20 protein-coding genes and 1 tRNA gene are annotated in these 18,514 nt (G+C 65.4%); 12 read left to right on the top strand and 9 right to left on the bottom strand.

Annotated elements, in window-relative coordinates; all coding sequences use genetic code 11:
• Positions 1-72: 72 nt before the first annotated feature.
• Positions 73-1,059: a quinone oxidoreductase family protein gene (locus ABD830_RS32735; RefSeq protein ID WP_344996177.1), complete on the bottom strand. Its 987-nt coding sequence runs from the start codon at positions 1,057-1,059 to the stop codon at positions 73-75.
• Between the two features lie 80 nt (positions 1,060-1,139).
• Between ABD830_RS32735 and ABD830_RS32730 the strand changes: the two genes are divergently transcribed.
• The 5 genes from ABD830_RS32730 (at position 1,140) to ABD830_RS32715 (ending at position 5,290) form a co-directional block, all read left to right on the top strand.
• Positions 1,140-1,511, top strand: coding sequence for an ArsR/SmtB family transcription factor (locus tag ABD830_RS32730; protein ID WP_344996174.1), 372 nt, complete (start codon positions 1,140-1,142; stop codon positions 1,509-1,511).
• A gap of 115 nt (positions 1,512-1,626) precedes the next feature.
• Entirely contained in the window at positions 1,627-1,710 is an 84-nt protein-coding gene (locus ABD830_RS54405; protein WP_378520739.1) for a hypothetical protein, read from the top strand.
• 116 nt (positions 1,711-1,826) lie between these two features.
• On the top strand, positions 1,827-3,224 hold the full coding sequence (locus tag ABD830_RS32725; protein WP_344996172.1) for a family 2B encapsulin nanocompartment shell protein: 1,398 nt from the start codon (positions 1,827-1,829) through the stop codon (positions 3,222-3,224).
• A 15-nt stretch (positions 3,225-3,239) separates the two neighbouring features.
• Positions 3,240-4,403, top strand: a complete 1,164-nt coding sequence (locus tag ABD830_RS32720; protein WP_344996169.1) for a family 2 encapsulin nanocompartment cargo protein terpene cyclase — start codon at positions 3,240-3,242, stop codon at positions 4,401-4,403.
• Positions 4,404-4,444: 41 nt separating this feature from the next.
• A complete protein-coding gene (locus ABD830_RS32715) occupies positions 4,445-5,290 on the top strand; it encodes a geranyl diphosphate 2-C-methyltransferase (RefSeq protein ID WP_344996166.1) in 846 nt (281 codons plus the stop codon).
• A 64-nt stretch (positions 5,291-5,354) separates the two neighbouring features.
• Here ABD830_RS32715 and ABD830_RS32710 read toward each other — a convergent pair whose 3' ends face one another.
• Together ABD830_RS32710 and ABD830_RS32705 are read right to left on the bottom strand one after the other, a co-directional pair.
• Positions 5,355-5,789 carry a CBS domain-containing protein gene (locus ABD830_RS32710; protein ID WP_344996163.1) on the bottom strand — a complete coding sequence of 145 codons (435 nt, stop codon included), beginning with the start codon at positions 5,787-5,789 and terminating at the stop codon, positions 5,355-5,357.
• Positions 5,790-5,866: 77 nt separating this feature from the next.
• Complete coding sequence (locus tag ABD830_RS32705; protein ID WP_344996160.1) at positions 5,867-7,237, bottom strand: MFS transporter; 1,371 nt, start codon at positions 7,235-7,237, stop codon at positions 5,867-5,869.
• A gap of 46 nt (positions 7,238-7,283) precedes the next feature.
• Between ABD830_RS32705 and ABD830_RS32700 the strand changes: the two genes are divergently transcribed.
• The 5 genes from ABD830_RS32700 (at position 7,284) to ABD830_RS32680 (ending at position 10,847) form a co-directional block, all read left to right on the top strand.
• Positions 7,284-7,802, top strand: coding sequence for a winged helix-turn-helix transcriptional regulator (locus tag ABD830_RS32700; protein WP_344996157.1), 519 nt, complete (start codon positions 7,284-7,286; stop codon positions 7,800-7,802).
• Between the two features lie 28 nt (positions 7,803-7,830).
• Entirely contained in the window at positions 7,831-8,442 is a 612-nt protein-coding gene (locus ABD830_RS32695; protein WP_344996154.1) for a class I SAM-dependent methyltransferase, read from the top strand.
• A gap of 224 nt (positions 8,443-8,666) precedes the next feature.
• Positions 8,667-8,828, top strand: coding sequence for a hypothetical protein (locus ABD830_RS32690; protein ID WP_344996152.1), 162 nt, complete (start codon positions 8,667-8,669; stop codon positions 8,826-8,828).
• A gap of 12 nt (positions 8,829-8,840) precedes the next feature.
• Positions 8,841-9,692, top strand: a complete 852-nt coding sequence (locus ABD830_RS32685) for a universal stress protein (RefSeq protein WP_344996149.1) — start codon at positions 8,841-8,843, stop codon at positions 9,690-9,692.
• Between the two features lie 108 nt (positions 9,693-9,800).
• Positions 9,801-10,847, top strand: a complete 1,047-nt coding sequence (locus ABD830_RS32680) for a cellulose binding domain-containing protein (RefSeq protein WP_344996146.1) — start codon at positions 9,801-9,803, stop codon at positions 10,845-10,847.
• Between the two features lies 1 nt (position 10,848).
• Here ABD830_RS32680 and ABD830_RS32675 read toward each other — a convergent pair whose 3' ends face one another.
• From ABD830_RS32675 to ABD830_RS32655, 5 genes are all read right to left on the bottom strand, one after another.
• On the bottom strand, positions 10,849-11,343 hold the full coding sequence (locus tag ABD830_RS32675) for a YbaK/prolyl-tRNA synthetase associated domain-containing protein (protein WP_344996143.1): 495 nt from the start codon (positions 11,341-11,343) through the stop codon (positions 10,849-10,851).
• Positions 11,333-11,635 (bottom strand): ArsR/SmtB family transcription factor, encoded by a 303-nt coding sequence (locus ABD830_RS32670; protein ID WP_344996140.1) that lies wholly within the window; start codon positions 11,633-11,635, stop codon positions 11,333-11,335. The genes ABD830_RS32675 and ABD830_RS32670 overlap by 11 nt, the downstream gene beginning before the upstream one ends.
• Before the next feature lie 53 nt (positions 11,636-11,688).
• On the bottom strand, positions 11,689-12,354 hold the full coding sequence (locus tag ABD830_RS32665) for an AIM24 family protein (protein WP_344996137.1): 666 nt from the start codon (positions 12,352-12,354) through the stop codon (positions 11,689-11,691).
• Positions 12,355-12,434: 80 nt separating this feature from the next.
• Complete coding sequence (locus ABD830_RS32660) at positions 12,435-12,623, bottom strand: hypothetical protein (RefSeq protein WP_344996135.1); 189 nt, start codon at positions 12,621-12,623, stop codon at positions 12,435-12,437.
• Positions 12,610-12,996 carry a response regulator transcription factor gene (locus ABD830_RS32655; RefSeq protein WP_344996132.1) on the bottom strand — a complete coding sequence of 129 codons (387 nt, stop codon included), beginning with the start codon at positions 12,994-12,996 and terminating at the stop codon, positions 12,610-12,612. Before ABD830_RS32655 ends, ABD830_RS32660 begins: the two co-directional genes overlap by 14 nt.
• 115 nt (positions 12,997-13,111) lie before the next feature.
• Here ABD830_RS32655 and ABD830_RS32650 point away from each other — a divergent pair.
• Positions 13,112-13,183, top strand: a tRNA-Arg gene (locus ABD830_RS32650).
• 497 nt (positions 13,184-13,680) lie between these two features.
• On the opposite strand, the gene ABD830_RS32645 is transcribed toward ABD830_RS32650, so the two are convergent.
• Positions 13,681-14,538 (bottom strand): protein kinase family protein, encoded by an 858-nt coding sequence (locus ABD830_RS32645; RefSeq protein WP_344996129.1) that lies wholly within the window; start codon positions 14,536-14,538, stop codon positions 13,681-13,683.
• Positions 14,539-15,069: 531 nt separating this feature from the next.
• On the opposite strand from ABD830_RS32645, the gene ABD830_RS32640 reads away from it, so the two are divergent.
• Positions 15,070-18,411: an NERD domain-containing protein gene (locus tag ABD830_RS32640; protein WP_344996126.1), complete on the top strand. Its 3,342-nt coding sequence runs from the start codon at positions 15,070-15,072 to the stop codon at positions 18,409-18,411.
• Positions 18,412-18,514: the final 103 nt, after the last annotated feature.

Raw genomic sequence — 18,514 nt, 5'->3', positions numbered from 1 at the left:
GCGGGTTCACCATCACCCTGGCGGTGCCCACAGGCGGATCGGTGTCGGAAGGCGTGGGCCCCGGCGTGATGGCTAGGCAATACGCGCCACGTATTTGCCGCTGCCTCTGCCATCCGCGAGCAACTGGTGTATGGCGGGCACGTTGGTCAGCGAGCCAATGTCCGTGACCGCGACATCCAGCCGGCCGGCGCTGATCAGGTCCAGGACGCGGCGCAGAGCCGCAGCGACCCGTTCTGGAGCCGATCTGCTCAGGCTGGTGATGCTGAAACCGCCGATCGAGACGTTGCCGCCGATGAGCTTTCCGAGGGGTGGGAGCGGAGCGGGCTGCCCGCCGCCGGCGTTGCCGAACAGGACGACCCGCCCTCCCGGCGCCGTAATTGCCAGGTCGACATCGATCAGGCTGGTGCCCAGGGGGTCCAGGACGACGTCGACGCCCTTCCCTTCGGTGGCGGCACGTACCGAGTCGACCAGATCGGCGCCGCGAGCCAATGCGATGTCATAACCGCTCTGCCGTGCAGCGTCGACCTTGTCCGGCCGGCCGACGGTGCCGATGAGCAGACCGCCGCCCAGCGTCGGAATCAACTGCGCCAGGGCGCTTCCCACACCACCACTGGCCGAGTGCACCAGAACGCTCTCTGCCGAGGCGAGCCTGGCAGCGTCGGTCAGCAACAGCAGCGCGGTGGAGAACACCATCGGCGTGCCCGCCGCCGTCAGCAAGGGGATCTCATCCGGCACCGGTACGGTGAGCGCTGCCCGCGCGACCGCCACCTCGGCGAAGCCGCCTCCGGCTGTGAACGCCACCACCCGCTGCCCCAAGGCCAGCCCGCTCACGTCGGCGCCGAGCTCCCGTACGGTTCCGGCCACCTCGAGTCCAGGCACGTGCGGCCAGGACGAGGCGTAGCCGGGATCGCCGCGGCGCGCCATCACGTCCATGAAGTTCACTCCGGCATAGGTGACATCGATACTCACCTCTCCGTCGCCGGGACGTGGTTCGACGATCTCCCCGACCTCTGTGCGATCCGACCCATCTGACGGCGCGGTCATCACCAAGGCACGCATGGTTTCCTCTTTCTACGTTCGTCGTACAACGAAAGTCGTATCATGCTTGTACGATGCTTGTCGAAATAGAAAGGCGTGAGATGCCCCGCACGCACCGCCGCCGCCCCGTGCTGGTCCACCCGGACACCGAGAACTTCGACGTACTCGACGTTCTGCACGCGCTGGCCGATCCGACGCGTATGACCATCGTGCAGACCCTGCGCGCCGCCCCCGAGCGAGCCTGCGGCACCTTCCAGGTGGACGTCGCGCCGTCCACGCTCACCCACCACTTTCGGGTGCTCCGCGAAGCCGGGATCATCCGCCAGCGCGAGGAAGGCAACCGCCGTTGGACGGCACTGCGCATGGACGATCTCGACGCCCGCTTTCCCGGCCTCCTGGACGCCATCGTCAACGCCTACGACCGGCAGGTCGCACAAGCCGCGGCCCTTGACACCCTGATCGTCGACCATTGATCGGCGCTCCGTCATCCATGCATGGCCGACGACCGGGCCGGCTCCACCGCGGCTGCCCAGGGCGGGTCGCTCGTCGTGCTGGTCTCCGACGTGGTCGCGGCTGCTGATCCCGGACGTGGAGCTGCCCGTCGGAGTGGTCACCGGCGTGCTGGGAGCGCCCCTCCTGCTGTGGCTCCTGGCGCGCGTCCACCGCCGCTAGATCACTCTCGCAACAAGGTTAGCGCTAGGTGACTTCTAGGCCACTGAACGTAATGACCCCGGCTGATTACGTTCAGTTGTGCACCAGCAGTCACAGGCGAGCGATTGCGAGGGAACATGTCTACGGAGTCGTCCACGGGGCCCCGGTTGAGCCTGGACACTCGGGCAGCGCGCAACCTGGCCACCACTACCAAGACACGCCCGCAGATGCAGGCCATCACCTCCCGCTGGCTGCTGCGCAGGCTGCCGTGGGTCGACGTGCGCGGCGGCACGTACCGGGTCAACCGCCGGCTGACGCACCGGGTCGGGCGCGGCCGGGTGAGCGTGGTGCTCAACGGGGCGGACGACGTGCGGATCATCCCCGAGACGCTGTCGGAGCTCCCCCCGCTGCGCGGCTTCGACGACCTCGAGATGCTGAGGGCGATCGCCTCGACGTTCGCGCCGCGGGAGTTCCAGGCAGGCGACGTCATCGCCGAGTCCGGCGCTCCGATCACCGAGACGTACATCGTCGCCCGCGGCCGGCTCGACCGGCTGGCCACCGGCGCGTACGGGGACACGCAGCTCCTCGGCGTCATCACCGACGGTGAGCACCTGGGCGACGAGGCGCTCGCGCAGGAGAGCCCGCACTGGTCGTGCACCGTCAGGGCCGCCACCGCCGGCACGATCCTCGTGTCGCCGTGGCAGGAGTTCCAGCGGCTGTTCGACGGGTCGCCCGCCCTGCGGGAGCACGTGGAGCGATATCTCGAGGAGACGCGCAGGCCGGTCAACCGCCGCGGCGAGGCGGCCGTCGCGATCGCGTCCGGGCACGTCGGCGAGCCCGTCATCGACGGCACGTTCGTGGACTACGACCTTCATCCTCGCGAGTACGAGCTGAGCGTCACGCAGAGCGTCCTGCGGATCCACACCCGCGTGGCCGACCTCTACAACGACCCCATGAGCCAGCTCGAGCAGCAGCTGCGCCTGACCGTCCACGAGATCCGCGAGCGCGAGGAGTGGGAGCTGCTCAACAACCGCGAGTTCGGCCTGCTGCACAACGCCGAGTACGGCCAGCGGATCAGCACCTGGTCCGGCCCGCCGACCCCGGACGACCTCGACGACCTGATCAGCATGCGCCGCAAGACCCGGTTGCTGCTGGCCCACCCCAAGGCGATCGCCGCGTTCTTCAGGGAGTGCAACAAGCGCGGACTGGTGCCCGGCAGCGCCGACGTGGACGGCCACGAGATCCCGGCCTGGCGCGGGGTCCCGATCTTCCCCTGCGGCAAGATCCCGATCTCCGAACACCACACCACCTCCATCCTGGCCATGCGCACCGGGGAGGAGGACCAGGGGGTGGTCGGCCTCTACCAGACCGGCCTCCCGGAGGAGCACGAGCCGGGGCTGAACGTCCGGTTCATGGGGATAAACCAGCAGGCCGTGATGTCGTACCTGGTCAGCGCCTACTACTCGGCGGCGATCCTGGTGCCCGACGCGATCGGCATCCTCGAGAACGTCGACATCGCCGCCCCGCGCGTCTAGGAAGAGGACGGCGACATGCCCGACATCGCAGGCCCCACCGGCCTGGGCACCTCCGCGCTGCGCCTCCCGCCGGTGGACCGCCATCCCGTGCCACAGCCCGCCGAAGGCGACGGGCACGAGCCTCCCAGACCCGCCCCGGTGGACCCCGCGCAGGCGCTTCGCGGCGCACTCCACCGGCACAGCCTCGCCCCGCTGCCGTACCGGGAACGGCAGTGGGGCGACGGGTCGTACCCGCCGCTTTACTGCCCGGAGACCGTCAGGGACGACCAGGAGCTGGCCGACGAAGTGGACCGGCGGCTGGCGGCCTGGGCGGAGCGGGCCGGCCTCCACGAGGGGCGGATGGAGGAGTTCCGCGCGACGGGGTACGGGCGGCTGGCCACGCTCACCCACCCCGACGCCGACGACCCCGACCTGCTGCTGGTCGCGGCCCAGATGAACGCCGCCTGGTGGGCCGCCGACGACTACTACGCGGACGAGACCGAGCTCGGGGCGACGCCGACCGAGCTCCCGCCCCGGCTCGCCCTCGTGACGTCGGCCATGGACCCGCCCCCGCCGGCGGGCGACTACACCCACGAGCTCGAGGAGGCGATCCAGGCCGACCCCGTCCTGGTCGCGCTGAGATCGGCGGCCGGCCACGTACGCCGCCACGCCACCCCCTCGCAGGTGGGGCGGGTCTGCAACATCACGTCCCAGATGTACGTGAGCTGGGCCGCCTACGCGGCCTGGCGCTACCTGGAGACGCCGCCGCCCGTGTGGCGCTATCTCGCGGCCAGGCAGCACGACAGTTTCTACACGTCCATGACGCTCATCGACATCGTGGGGGAGTACGAGCTGCCCGCCAACCTCTTCTTCGACAGCAGGTTCCACACCGCGCTCATGCAGGCCGGCACCGCCAGCGTGCTCGTCAACGACCTCCACTCCGTCGAGAGGGAGGCGGCCGACGAGCTGCCCGACTCCAACGTGATCCTGCTCATCGCCGCGGAAGAGGGCTGCTCCACCCGCGAGGCGACCGAACGCGCCGTCGCCATGCACAACGACTTCGTCCGAGGCTTCGAGGCCAGCCAGCAGCGACTCGCCACCGTCCCGTCCGTCGAGCTGAAGCGCTTCCTGCGCGGGGCGCAGGCGTGGATGGCCGGCTGCCTCGAATGGCACAGCACCAGCAGCCGCTACCAGTCATAGAGATCAGCCGTAGATCAGTCGTAGCGAAAGGAGTCCCGCCGATGACGGCCACACCCGTCCTCAGCACCTACTACCAGCACTCGGTCGCCGACTATTGGAACTCGGAGCAGAACCCGGTCAACCTGCGCCTGGGCGAGGTCGACGGCATTTACCACCACCACTACGGCATCGGAGATGTGAACTGGTCGGTCCTGGAGGGCCCGGCGGAGACCCGCGAGAAACGCGTCATCGAGGAGCTCCATCGGCTCGAGCACGCCCAGGCCGACACCCTCATCAGCAACCTCGGCCCCCTGCGGCCGGACCACCGGGTGCTGGACGCCGGCTCGGGCCGCGGCGGCTCAAGCCTCCTGGTCAACCTCAGGCACGGCTGCCACGTCGACGGCGTGTCCATTTCCGAGTCCCAGGTGGCCTTCGCCAACGAGCAGGCCGCGATGCGCGGTGTCGACGACAAGGTGCGCTTCCATTTCCGCAACATGCTCGACACCGGATTCGAGACGGGAACGTTCCAAGCGATCTGGAACAACGAGAGCACGATGTACGTCGAGCTCTCGCTGCTCTTCGCCGAGCACGCCCGCCTCCTGAGCCGCGGCGGCCGGTACGTGTGCATCACCGGGTGTTACAACGACGCCTACGGCCTGCCGTCCCGCGCCGTCAGCCAGATCAACGCCCACTACATCTGCGACATCCATCCGCGCAGCACCTATTTCAAGGAACTGGCGGCCAACCGCCTCGTCCCCATCAACGTCATCGACCTCACCGCCGCCACCGTCCCGTACTGGGAGCTGCGCGCCAAGACCCATCTGGCGACGGGGATCGAGGAGGCCTTCCTCGAGGCGTACCGGGACGGCAGCTTCCAGTACCTCCTCATCGCCGCCGACCGGATCTGACGTTCAACGGCGAATGGGGCCCCGGTCGGAGCCCCATTCGCGTGATCGGTCCGGACGCGTCGTCTCACGAGGGTGCGTACACCCGGTGGACGAACTCCGCGAGCTTGTTGTCCGGCAGCTCCTTCGCCAGGTCGGCCTCGCTGACCATGCCCACGATCCGGTGGTTGTCGATCACGGGCAGCCGCTTGATCTGGTGCTGCTCCATCTTCTGCAGCGCCTCTTCGACACTGCTGTGGGCTTCCACCCACACCAGCCCCATGGCGAGCTCGCTCGCCGTGGTCTGGTCGAGGTCCTTGCCCTCGGCGCAGCACTTGATCACGATGTCCCGGTCGGTGATGATCCCTTTGAGCCGGTCGTCATCCCCGCAGATCGGCAACGCGCCGACTGCGAGGTCACGCATCATCTGCGCGGCTCTGCGCAGGCTGTCGCGCTCGCCGATGCATTCCGCTCCGTGGTGCATCACGTCCTGTACGGTCTTGCCGACTCCCGATGTGTCCATCGCTACCTCCTCGGAGACGGTCGCAGGAATCTTCAATGAAGGCCCTACCCCCTCTGGATGAGATCGCACGAGCGGGGTCAGTCCCTTCCCCGATCGCCGGGACGGCCGGGCATGACCAGGGCCGCGACCGCCGTGACGCCCATGAGCACGATGCAGGCCGCCACCATGATCCCCGTCCCCAGGCTCCAGCCCAAGGCGCCGACGAGGGCCGCCACGGCGGCGGCGCCCAGCGAGGAACCGACGTAGCGGGCGGTGTTGTTGGCCCCGGAGCCCATGCTCACCCGGTGGGCGGGCACGCTGTCGATCGCCAGCTGCGTGATCGAGGAGTTGATCAGCCCGGATCCGACCCCGCTCACCGCCAGCCCGGCGACGACCAGCGGGAGGTGCAGCGAGCCGCCCACGCCCAGCAGTCCGGCGAACCCGGCCGCGCTCAGCCCCAGACCGAGCGCCAGGCGCGCGGCCGTGGCCAGCCGTACGTGCCTGGTCAGCAGCGACGCCACGAACGACAGCCCCGACCAGACGCAGAACAGCAGCGCCGAGTCCAGCGGCGTCAGCCCGTGCGCGGCCTGCAGCACGCTCGGCAGGTAACTGAGCAGCCCGACCACCGCCGCCCCCACGACCAGCGCCCCGCCCGTCGACACCAGGAACGCCGGCCGCCGGAACAGCTCCAGGTCGATCAGCGGATCCGCCCGCCGCCGCTCCACCGCGACGAACGCGCCCACCAGCACCACCGCCACCGCGAAAGCCCCCAGCACGACCGGCCGCGACCACCCGACCCGCCCTTCCGTCACCCCCGCGACCAGCGCGGCCACGCCGAGGCTGAGCAGCACCACGCCCGGCACGTCGAACCTGCGCGGCAGCGCCGATCGCGACTCCTCCAGCACCCGGGCGGACACCACGGCCAGCGCCAGCGCGCAGGCCGCCATCAGCCAGTACACCGCCCGCCAGCTCGTCACCGTCGCCAGCGCCCCGGACACCAGCGGGCCGAGCGCCGTGCCGAGCCCCATCATCGCCCCGTACCGCCCGCTGGCCCGTACGCGTTCCATCCCTCCGGGGTAGGCATGGCCCACGATGCCCAGGCTCGCGGCCAGCATCGCCGCGCTCGCCCCGCCCTGCACCAACCTGGCCAGCACGAACACCGGCACCGACGTGCTCACCGCGGCCACCACGCTCGCACCGGCCAGCACCGCCGTGCCCGCCACCAGCACCCGCCTGCGCCCGTAGTCGTCGGCCAGCCCGCCGGAGACCAGCAACAGCGACGACAACCCCAGCGCGATCGCCCCCAGGATCCACACCGGCCCGGTCGCCCCCGCACCCAGCGACGCGGCCGTCTGCGGCAGCGTCACCATCGGCACGGTGTAGTTCGTCAGCACGAGGAGCGGCGCCACCGACGCCACCACGAGCGTCGTCGCCCGCCGCTCCACAGTAAGTTCGGTCATTGAACTCATGTCGGGCACGGTACCACGGTTCAGTCAATGAACTAACATGGACCTCATGGCGCTCGGCAAGAACTACGACGGCCAGGACTGCTCGCTGGCCAAGGCCCTGGAAGTGATCGGCGAACGGTGGACGCTCCTCGTGGTCCGCGACGCCATGTACGGCGTGCGTCGCTACGGCGACTTCCTCGCCCACCTCGACATCCCGCGCGCGGTGCTCTCCCAGCGGCTCACCGCCCTCGTCGAGGCCGGCGTCCTCGCCAGGCGCCGCTACCAGGACACCCCGCCACGCGACGAGTACGTCCTGACGCCCGCGGGCCGCGAGCTCTGGATCTCCGTGCTCACCCTCGGGCAGTGGGGCGAGCGGCACCTGTCCGACCGCGGACCGCGCCGGCTGTTCCACCATGTGACCTGCGGCACCAGGCTCGATCCTCAGTCGCACTGCCCGGCCTGCGGCCGCCATGTCGCGCTGGACGAGGTGGAGGTGCACCCCGGACCAGGCCTGGAAGGCAACAGGGACGACCCGGTCAGTCGCGCCCTCGAGTCCCCTCACCGGATGCTGGAGCCCATTCCCTGACCCGACCCCGGCCTGTCATGATCCGGTGATGGATGACCCCATCTCCGCGACTACAGCCAGTTATGACCGCATCGCCGCTGAGTTCGCCGCACGCACAGAGCACGTGGACAGCGTTTTCCTCGCCTTGAGGCAGCGCTTCGTGGACGCGCTGCCCTCGGGCGGCCTGGTCGCCGACCTAGGGTGCGGGCCGGGGCGGGACGCGGCCTGGTTCCTGGAGCAGGGGCTGCGGGTCGTCGGGATCGATCGTTCGTACGAGATGGCCAGGCTCGCCACCGCGCGCGGGGTCTCCACGGCGCTGGGCGACCTGCGCCGCCCGCCGCTCGCCCCCGGCTCGCTGGCCGGCCTGTGGTCGGTCGCGGCGCTCCTGCACGTGCCGGCCGCCGAGACCGAGGCCACGTTGCGTGCCTGGTCGGTGACGCTGCGGCCCGGCGGCGTGCTGTGGCTGAGCACTTCGGCGGGCGACGGTGAGGGTTGGGAGCGGGTGCAGTACGGCGGCGAGCTGTACCGGTGGTTCGTCCACCGAGAGCCGGACGCACTTCTCGGACTGCTCGCCGAGGCCGGGTTCGACGTCCTTGAGCACCACGTCAACACCAACCAACGCACCTGGCTCAGCACCCTCGCGATCCGGCGCGAGGTTTGACGAGCGCCCTGGGCGGTATGGGTCCCATCAGGGGAACCATGAAAATGATCGCCGCTGTCGCAGGACTTGTGGTCATGGCCACGTCCAGCGTGACCGCCGCCTTCGCGGACGGTACAGGCCAGCAAGAAGTGAGTCAGCAGCAGTACGAGACCCTCATAGCCCAATGCCGCTACGCCGACACCGGTAAGGCTCAATGCAGAGCATCGGTCAGGGAGACATACCGCGTGGGCAGAGTCGACCGCAAACTCGACTGCCGCACGTACTCCGGCGTGACCGTCTGCGGCACGCTCAAACTCAGCGAGGCAGAGCGCGAGTGCGTGCGCGACTCCACGGCCAAGGGACTGACCTTCCGGCGTGCCGAGGTGGAGTGCTACGCGTTCGCCTAAGGAGCAGGTTCCGTGATCATCGTGGGCGTCGACGGCTCGCGCACCGGGCTGGATGCCGTCGGCTGGGCCGCCACGGAAGCGGCGCTGCGTCGCGCGCCGCTGACCGTGGCGCACGCCGTTCCGAAGTGGGTGTGCGAGGAGACCCACGGCCGTTACGCCGAGGTCGGGCGGTGGATGCGCGAAGGCGCGAAGACGGTGCTCCTTTCGGCGCGGGACCGGGCGCTCCGCGAGCGGCCCGAGCTCACGGTGGAGACCACCCTGCTGCCGGGCGACCCCCGAACCGCCCTGGTCAAGGCCTCGGAAGAAGCCGAGCTGCTGGTCGTCGGCAGCCGGGGGATCGGCGGCGTGCGCGGGCTGCTGGTCGGCTCCGTCGCGTACGGGGTGGCCGCGCACGCGCGCACGGACGTGGTCCTGGTCCGCGATCGCCCTTCGCCGCCGCAGGGCGAGGTGGTCGTCGGGGTCGACGGCTCTCCAGGGGGAAGGCAGGCGCTCGACTTCGCGTTCGCCGAGTCCGAATTGCGCGGTGCGCTGCTTCGGGCCGTACACGCGTGGGCCTGGCCGCATCCGAGCGGCTTCGAGCCCGCCGACCCCGACAGCGAACGGGACGCGCTGCGGGAGCTGAACGAGTTCCTGGCCGGGCACCGGGACCGGCATCCCGGAGTGGACGTGGTGACGGAGATCGTGCACGGCCATCCCGTCGAGGTGCTCCGGGAGGCGGCGAAGGGGGCCGACCTGCTGGTGGTCGGCTCGCACGGGCACAGCCAGCTCGCCGGGATGCTCATGGGCTCGATCAGCCAGGCCATGCTCCACCACGCGCCCTGCCCGCTCGTCGTGGTCCGCCGCGGTGTGCCTGGACAGGATTGAAAGTTACACGGCGTCTTCGCAGGCCATGAGCCTGTGCGTACCGAGTCGCCTTTCCGCCGTACCGGCGCCTTCTTACGATCTGCGCAGGCTACAACGGGAGAGCAGACGATGCGCAGGACCAGCACCTTGCTGGTGGCGATGCTGGCATTGGCCGCGGCGGTGTTATTCGCGACCACCACGCAGGCCAGCGGCGCCGCGGCAACCAGGATCATGCCCCTCGGCGACTCGATCACCGGATCCCCCGGATGCTGGCGGGCCCTGCTCTGGAACCGGCTCCAGAGCTCCGGCTACACCAGCATCGACTTCGTCGGCACCCTCCCGCTGCAGGGCTGCGGCGTCCCGTACGACGGCGACAACGAGGGCCACGGCGGCTACCTGGCCACCAACATCGCCAACCAGAACCAGCTGCCCGGCTGGCTGTCCGCCACCAAACCCGACATCGTCCTCATGCACCTCGGAACGAACGACGTGTGGAGCAACATCGCACCGGCGACGATCCTCAGCGCGTTCACCACGCTCGTCAACCAGATGCGGACCAGCAACCCCAACATGAAGATCCTGGTCGCCAAGATCATCCCGATGAACCCGTCCAACTGCGCCGACTGCGGCCAGCGCGCCGTCAACTTCAACAACGCCATCCCGGCCTGGGCCGCCGCGACCACCACCCAGCAGTCGCCGATCACCGTGGTCGACCAGTGGACGGGGTTCAGCACGAGCACGGACACGTACGACGGGGTGCACCCGAACGCCACAGGGGACCAGAAGATGTCCGACAAGTGGTACCCGCCGCTGGTGAACGCCCTGTCGGGGACCTCCACGCCGACCGCCACCCCAACCGTCACTCCCACCGTCCCCGAGGGCGGGTGCGCGGCCACGTACAAGATCACCAACCAGTGGCAGGACGGCTTCCAGGGCGAGGTCACCGTCAAGAACAGCGGCGCCGCGGCGATGAGCGGGTGGACGGTGCAGTGGGCGTTCGCGAACGGGCAGCGGATCAGCCAGCTCTGGAACGGCACGCTGAGCGCCGGCGGCTCGTCGGTGACCGTGCGTAACGTGGGCTGGAACGGGTCGCTCGCGCCCGGGGTCTCGACGACGTTCGGCTTCATCGCCTCCTGGAGCGGCGCGAACGCCGCTCCCACACCCACCTGCTCCTAGCTCAGGACTCCTGGCCCAGGGTTATCGGCGCCAGCCTGGGCTCGGCCAGCCGCACGTAGTCGTCGGTGGCCAGCGCGACGGACCGGTCGAGCCTGGCGGCGTTGAAGTAGAGCTCGGGCCGTTCGAGCAGCGACGGGTCCGCGACCAGCTCGAGCCGGGGGTCGTAGCTGAACGGGAGCACCGTCCCGCTCACGCTCCCGGCCAGCTCCTCGGCCTTCTCCTTGCCGGCGAAGGCCACGTACGTGCCGTCCAGCAGCGCCTTGACCGCCTGCAGGTCGAGCCGGGCGTCACCGGGAACGACGGCCAGCACGTGCCGGGTCTGCTTCTTGCCGATCTTGACCATCACGACGAGGCACTTGGCCGCCTGTGCGACGTCGTGCCCGCGCATCGCGCTGACGAGCTCGGTACGCCCTTCGGGGGCGTGGTCGATCAGCCGGTAGCTGGCGCCGGCGGCGTCCATGTCGGCGATCAGGCGCTCGTACAGCTCACCAGTCACTGCTCAACAACTCCTTCGCGGCGGCGATCCGATCCTCGTCGCGCTGGTAGAACACCCACTGCTTGATCTTCTTGCCGCGGATCAGGCCCGCCTTGGCGAGCACCTTGAGATGCTCGCCGCAAGTGGGCTGGCTGACGGCGAGCTTCTCCGCGATGAACAGGGAGCAGACGCCGTCGCGTACGAGATCGCCGTCGTGCTGGGGCGGAAAGTGGCGCTCGGGGTCGCGGAGCCAGTCGAGGATCAGCATCCGCTTCTCATTGGCCAGCGCCTTGACCAGATCAACGTCAAGCACGAAGGAATTATGGCAATTAGCTAATTATCTGCCTAGGTCTGGATGGGTCGTGTCTAGGCCTTCTGGGCGACGACGGGCGCCCCTTCGCTGGCCTGCACCAGCACGAACCCCTGCCCACTGAACGACAGCTGCATGGCCTCTCCGCTGCCGCGCCCGATCAACGCCCCCATCTTCATCGTCCGGTTGATGCCGACCCGCAGCCCGGTGCTCCAGCAGACCGCGGACTGGCCGTCGGCGTACGTGGGCATACGGGCGGCGTCGAGCAGCACCGGCGTGCCGTGCGTGGTCACCGCCACCCACCCGGTCCCGGTCACCGTGGTGTTGAACAGCCCGCCCGCCGCCATCCCGGCGCCCTGCACGCGCTGGATGTCCCAGGTGAGCTGCGGCTGGAACGCCAGCAGGTTGCGCCCGTTGACGGTGATCCCCTCGTTCTCCAGGTAGAACAGGTGAATGTCGTCGGCATTGTCGGCGAGATAGAGCAGCCCTTCGCCGCGTACGCGCATGAGTGCGGCGCCCTCGCCCGTCACGGCCTTCTTGAGCAGCTTGCCGAGGCCTCCGCCTTCGTAGTCGAAGTCCATCTGCCCTTGGAAGGCGACCATGGAGCCCTGCTTGGCCAGGACCTCGTGCGGCAGCTGAACCCTGAGCATCTTGCCGTTCTGGAGGGCGAATCCAGGGGGCAGCGGCTGGGACTCGAGATTGCCGAAAATGGAGCTACGCACGGTTCGACCTTCCTGCTGTTCGGACGAGCGGTAGGGCCAGCGTACGCGTAAAGGATCTGGCCGCAGCACGTAAAAATCCGTTACACCGCCAGTGCGGTTTCGCGTGCCTCCTCGATGGACCGCATCACGCCTGCGGCGCCATTGTTCTCGGCAATCTCGGCGGCCTCGTCGAGCACGGCCCCACCACCCTCACGCGCATCCCGCTGATCCCAGGGTGTGCGCTGACCGATGTCGAGGGTCGTCGCCTCGCACTCCTCAGCCTCGGCCACCAGCCGCCAGATCCCGCACCACCTGAATAAGCTCAGCCGGATCGAACGGCTTGGTCAGATAAGCGTCCACGCCGATCCCCAGCCCCCGCCTCCTGTCATCGTCCTGCGCCCGGGCCGTGATCAGCACGACCTTGATATGGCTGGTGGCCTCGTCGGTGCGCAACTTCTCCGCAGTCGTCCATCCATCCAGGCACGGCATCATCACATCCAGCGTGATGACATCCGGCATGACGTCGAGCACCCGATCGAGGCAATCCTGCCCGTCGGTGGCGGTCGCGACCTCGAACCCCTCCAGGTTCAGATTGACCGCGATGAGCTGACGGATGACCTCGTCGTCGTCGACGACCAGTACTTTTCCCAGAACCTCGCCCACGGGCGCAAAGTTACCTGGAGCAGGGCTGCCACGTGCGGTTTTCGCTGGATGCGTACGCGGAGCGTTATCCGGTGCCGAGTGGTGCCGGGATGCTGATAGCCTTATCACTCGTCGAGCCCCCTTAGCTCAGGGGATAGAGCACCGGCCTCCGGAGCCGGGTGCGCAGGTTCGAATCCTGCAGGGGGCACTCGATCTTGACCAGCGGCTTCGGTCGCTGACCAGGGCGAACAGCGTACGAACGGGCGGGCCTTCAGTCTCATGGAGTCCCGCCCATTCTCGTCGTAGCTCGCTGGATGTGGGCCAGTTGTGGGCCGACTTTGGGCCAGATCCGGCGAGGTCGAGCCTGGAGACCGACGGAGAAGCATGATCATATCGTGTTGTTTCTGTCCGGTGCTGCCGTACGGTGGCTTGCGGGAAAGCAGCCAATGGGTGGATGAAGCTCTCCACCATGTGTAAACGGACACGAGATTTTCCTCGTGGGCGGCCAACCTGATCCAGGTTGGCGGCCGTCAAAACTCCCGCTGGGTGGCCAAGTAGCTTCCTGACAGCGAGAAGTGGGTCCGCTCCGCTCGCTGGTCGGTTCCCGGGGCGGGCCTTTCGGGCGGGTACGATATCACCGCGCTTTCGGAGCCGCTTGTCCGATGCCGGTGCGATCGTCGTTGCTCCCGCCGCGAAGGAAGGAGCCTACGGGGCGGTCAACGCCGTTTCGATCGCCGCGCCGTTTCGCTCCAACCACGCCTCCTGCCGCTTGATCTCATCGCCGGCGCCCTCCTGCCACATCCGCGCCCAGCCCCCGCCTTGCGCCTCGGCGATCTGCTTCATCGAGAACCACGCCCGCCTTGACCGCATCACGGCCACCTCGACGAGCCGGGAACGATCCGTATCCGACATCCCGTAGGCGTCTGCGAGGATCCGGCAGCGGCGCGGCGCGTCGACGTCCCGTAGCCGCGGATCGGCGTCGACGGGATCACCCAGCGGAGCCCAGGAGAGCATCGCGTTGCACACCTCGTCGACTCTGGAGACCGGCTTGGCCATGTCGAAGTCGATGAGCGCGACTGCCTCGCCGTCCCGGAACACGATGTTGTCCGGCGTGAAGTCCATGTGCCCAACCAGTTCGACCGGATAGGACGGTGCGGGCGGCATGCCCGGCGGCTCGGTCAGCTCGCCGAGTCCCGCGAAGGGCCGGACCCCCTCGGGGAGGACGAAACCGGCGGCCGCGTCGTCGTAGGCCCGGACGAGGCGGCCGACCGAAGCCAACCGTGCCTCGTCGGCGATCCACGCGGGCCTCGGCCGCCCGGCGACCTCACCGGCGACGAACGTCAGCACCTCACGCCCGGCCGCGTCTACACCGAGAAACCTCGGAGCACCCGCGAACCCGACCAGCTCCAGATGGCGGAGCAAGGCATGGACGAGAGGAGCATTGAAGCCGACCGGACGCCGCACCGTGTCACCAACGCGCACGACGCCCTCGGTGACCTCACCGCCGACCAGCGCGACCTCGGGTTCGGATTCAGCAGGTTCGACGTAGGTGCCGGAGCTCATGACGGTTCTCCTCTTCAGTTCGGCCAAGTGTTAGACCGTACTGCGGCACATGGGCATGATCGAGTGATTTCCTTGGCCATCCACCAGGATTTCCGATGACCGCCGGTCAGGAACCGCATGGCCATCGGCCCGGACTCATGTGGCCGCCGACCAGGAATTCTTCATGATCGCTTACACCATGTTGCCCAACCAAGGCGTCCTCGCGGATGCGGTTGACCTAAAGGGACTGGTTTCCAGACGTTAGCGCGCAACTGCGGCGATACCGATAGTCGGATGGCTACAGCAGCGTATTTGGTGCACTGAGCGCGGCTGAGCACAGCCAGATGACCTAAGGTAGGGCAAGTGCGACGAGACACCAGCGAGGGTCCTCGTGCAAACTCCGATCTTGGCTGGCTGCTGGCTTAGCGAAGCCTTCGACGACCTTCACCCACCCACTCTTGTGCCGGCCACGCGTGATCAATCCTGGCGCCCGGAGCTGTACGCATGTCCCGCCTTGAAGGAGCGACGGCGAAGTGTCACAGTGGAGTCAAGATGAGCACCGTCGAAATCTTCTGGGGCGAGAACCCGGAAGTCCCCTCTGAGAAGGCGTTCCTTGAAGCGATCAGCAGCGAACTGCATCGCAGAGGCATGCACGCATTTATTCTAGCGAATTTCTATACTGATAGCTCATCGCGACAAGTTGACTTCCTAATAGTGACGGACGATCACGTCGTACATGTAGAGCTGAAGAATTATGACGGCGTTCTTAGCGGAGGCAAGAACGGCCAATGGACATCCGCAATGTCAGATGGCGAGAGGCGTGTCATTGACCGGCAAAACCCATACTCGCAAGCCGTTCAATGCAAGATGGCTATTAGCGATGACATGCACATCCTTGCAAACTCCAACGAGCAGATTCCAAGGCCGTCTGGCAAATTTTATACACAATTTGATAGTGTAGTATGCGTTTTCCCGCGCCTAGCCCCAGGCTCCCATGTGCCGTCCGATTACAAAGCTAGGACGCTAGGATATAAGGAACTCGTAGAGTTCGCTCTCGCTCCCGGTAAGAGGCCGCCTTGGAGTCAAGATCAGTGGCTAGCATTAATACGGCAACTAGGCTTGGTACGCGCCGAGCCCACGACTGAGCGAAACATATCACTTTCTGAGAGCGAGGATCTAGTAGCAGCATACCGGGAGCGCCTTGCACGCTTTTATCGACGTGAGCTACATGAGCTAGTTCCACTTTCGCTACGGTTCGCAGATCAAGTCCTTCCCTCTACGTTGCTCCATAGAAAACTAGAGACCATACCGTACCTTCAAATAGTCGGCCCGGCCGGGTCGGGTAAGACGCACCTGATCAAACATGTGACGCTAGAGCTTCTAGCTAATGACTACGTGCCCATCTTCGTGGAGGCCGGCGCCTATGAAGGAAGGCTGTCGCGGCTGATTGAGCGAAGCATCGCTAGATTTTCGACAGCAACGTTCTCAGTTTTGTCTGACGCTGCTCAACTCACGAATAGTCAGGTCCTGCTGATCCTCGATGGCTGTAATGAATGTCCTCCTTCCTTGCTTGAACAGCTATTAGGAGACTTGAGCGCAGCATGTTTGCGCATGCCGACGATGAAACTACTAGCCACCAGTCAATCAGCCATCTCGCTTCCCTCTACCATCAATGCAGAGGCAGCTTATATTGAAGCCCTAAGTGCCGAACAGAGACAAGCTATAGTTGCATCTTACGGCGCCCCGGAGATATTGGACTTCTGCGAACCCTTTTCTACGTCTTACGAACTGGCCATTGCAGCCGAATGCTCGGCTGAAGTTCGAACCAGGATCACTCGAGCTGACCTCTTCGCTGCGTTTATACGCAAGCGCCTAAGCTCAACTCGATCGCCTGGCTTTACTCGTGATATTCTGCGCCAGCTAGCATTAGTGATGGATTCACGGATTACGACCACACTTCCTCTTGACGACGTGTGGTCTATCGCGGATCGGCGACTCGCGGAGCGTTCAGGCACACCTAGTATCACGGATGAAGTCTTTTCTTGTGCGCTAGTTAGAATTGAGCAAGGACGACTTGCGTTCACCCATGAGCTGATTGGGCGCTTCCTTGCTTTGGAAGAGCTACGAATCCAGAATCCGACGGTTCAGGCGCTGATGAACGAGTTGTCCAAGCCTCGTCACGCCGACTTAAGAACCATGTCTGTCCAGCTTGAGCAAGAACCTCAAAGAGTATGCGAACTGCTGAATAAGATTGCCGACTCGAGCCTATACATCAATGCCCTAATGGGAACTTTGGGTCACGAAGCGAAAAGAGCGGTAACGTTCGAGGCGCAGAAGCTCTTGCACGAGGCAACACATGCTATGGCGGAGGTGGAAATTCGGGTTGGTCCCCGCCTTGATATTGCTATTCATGGGACTTGCGAACTATCTTCCGGGGATCGCGCCGCGCTTGCTGCCGTTGGTGCGATGGTTCATCGCGGTGACTTTTTCGCTGACACCATCCGACTCCTAGATGCCACCGATCGAGTCTGTATGAAGGCCGCAGATGCATGGGCAGGCGACGACCTGAGGGATGAAGTCGTCTCTGCCATTGTGTCTGCCGTATATACGGGCCTCATCAGTGGTGGGCATAGGACAGCCGCCTCAATTATCACGGAGTCCAGCAGACACGCCAAGCACACGTTCAAGTGGCGGAAAGCTGATGGCACGCCTTCCGAAATTGCTACTGAACGGCTCGGCGAGTGTCTAGAGACTGCACATCAAGGGAGCTATGGGCGGCTGCTTCTTCTGTCCCTTCTGCTCGCTATGAGGGACGATATCTCTGCCGCCGAGATGTGTCCTCATCTTATGCGACTAGCCTGGGAAAGCGGTGCATACCATGTTCGACTTGAAGGGCTCCAAACGATTCAGTCGTTTGCTAGATTGATCGAAGAACACCCGGTGCATCAGGAAATTGTAGACGTACTGAATACGATGCACACGGACCATTTTATGCTTTCTTCTCAACTCGTCGAAACGTTGGATGCGTACGGGTTGATTGAGTATCCAGGAGACACTAGTCAGATCACGTCTGCAATAGATCGCATTCTGCTTGATCCGACGAATCAAGAGAATGCTAGAGCAGCCTACATAATTGTCGCTAATCAGTTTGAAGATGTGGTTGCGCAGCCATATCTTGAGGCAATCAGCGCGCTGTCACACGATCAGCTTACAATGCTACTCGTTAGTGCAGCCATAGGCTCATCTGTGGACAATTTCTGGCTCGATTGGATTCTCCTTGAACTCCTTGAACGCGCGGATTCGCGATCTTTTCCTGTATTCGAATATTGGACTGGGGAGATCAAGACCGATACGCCTTTCAAGCAGCAGGCTTATGCATGTTTCCTTCTTGCCATACAAGGCTACGCCCTCTTTTGTGGTGATCCGCCTCGTTTGGTCAAATGTCAGACGCGAGATGAGTTGGCCTGGCAACACTATGCCGCTATAGTTTTTTGGCTTCATCGTGGGGAAATTGATTCTGTCGTCGCTGAGCGATGCGCACCTCATTGGAGAAGTCTCCAGGGTGACCTGTTGAACGCGTCCGTCGATCCGATTCATTGGATGATTCCGCGTAACATCACTCGCGGAAAAGGAGCATCGGTAATTCAGCGACTGATCGAACTCTTTCCGAGCGAATTGCGTAACATACTCGAATGGGGTTTCCTGCATCGAGAGGAGCTGTCGTCTATAGACAGCTTCAGTGACCCCGACAGAATATTTAGCATTATTCAATTGCTGGAATATGTGGGAAACGAGGAAACGGTCAGCATACTTCGTCAGTATGCGGATGATCCCAGCCTCGGCAGGTCGGTGATATCAACGATCAAGAGATTAACTACGGGTCATGAGACATAGTAAGATGCAGAGCGTAGAGGCGAAACCTAGGAGAGCTAGGCAGGTTCGCTCTGCTGGTGTCGACTGTGCATGGTCAGGACCTACAACCCCGACCATGCAGGTC

Source organism: Nonomuraea helvata (assembly GCF_039535785.1).
Lineage (GTDB): Bacteria > Actinomycetota > Actinomycetes > Streptosporangiales > Streptosporangiaceae > Nonomuraea > Nonomuraea helvata.
This window is presented reverse-complemented; position numbering and strand designations above follow the sequence as displayed.

Bases quoted from the DNA above. Each gene is read 5' to 3' on its own strand.
- ABD830_RS32730 (WP_344996174.1), top strand. From the start codon at position 1,140: ATGCCCCGCACGCACCGCCGCCGCCCCGTGCTGGTCCACCCGGACACC.
- ABD830_RS32705 (WP_344996160.1), bottom strand. From the start codon at position 7,237: ATGAGTTCAATGACCGAACTTACTGTGGAGCGGCGGGCGACGACGCTC.
- ABD830_RS32640 (WP_344996126.1), top strand. From the start codon at position 15,070: ATGAGCACCGTCGAAATCTTCTGGGGCGAGAACCCGGAAGTCCCCTCT.
- ABD830_RS32710 (WP_344996163.1), bottom strand. From the start codon at position 5,789: ATGGACACATCGGGAGTCGGCAAGACCGTACAGGACGTGATGCACCAC.
- ABD830_RS32715 (WP_344996166.1), top strand. From the start codon at position 4,445: ATGACGGCCACACCCGTCCTCAGCACCTACTACCAGCACTCGGTCGCC.
- ABD830_RS32720 (WP_344996169.1), top strand. From the start codon at position 3,240: ATGCCCGACATCGCAGGCCCCACCGGCCTGGGCACCTCCGCGCTGCGC.
- ABD830_RS32700 (WP_344996157.1), top strand. From the start codon at position 7,284: ATGGCGCTCGGCAAGAACTACGACGGCCAGGACTGCTCGCTGGCCAAG.
- ABD830_RS32725 (WP_344996172.1), top strand. From the start codon at position 1,827: ATGTCTACGGAGTCGTCCACGGGGCCCCGGTTGAGCCTGGACACTCGG.
- ABD830_RS32695 (WP_344996154.1), top strand. From the start codon at position 7,831: ATGGATGACCCCATCTCCGCGACTACAGCCAGTTATGACCGCATCGCC.
- ABD830_RS32680 (WP_344996146.1), top strand. From the start codon at position 9,801: ATGCGCAGGACCAGCACCTTGCTGGTGGCGATGCTGGCATTGGCCGCG.
- ABD830_RS32735 (WP_344996177.1), bottom strand. From the start codon at position 1,059: ATGCGTGCCTTGGTGATGACCGCGCCGTCAGATGGGTCGGATCGCACA.
- ABD830_RS32645 (WP_344996129.1), bottom strand. From the start codon at position 14,538: ATGAGCTCCGGCACCTACGTCGAACCTGCTGAATCCGAACCCGAGGTC.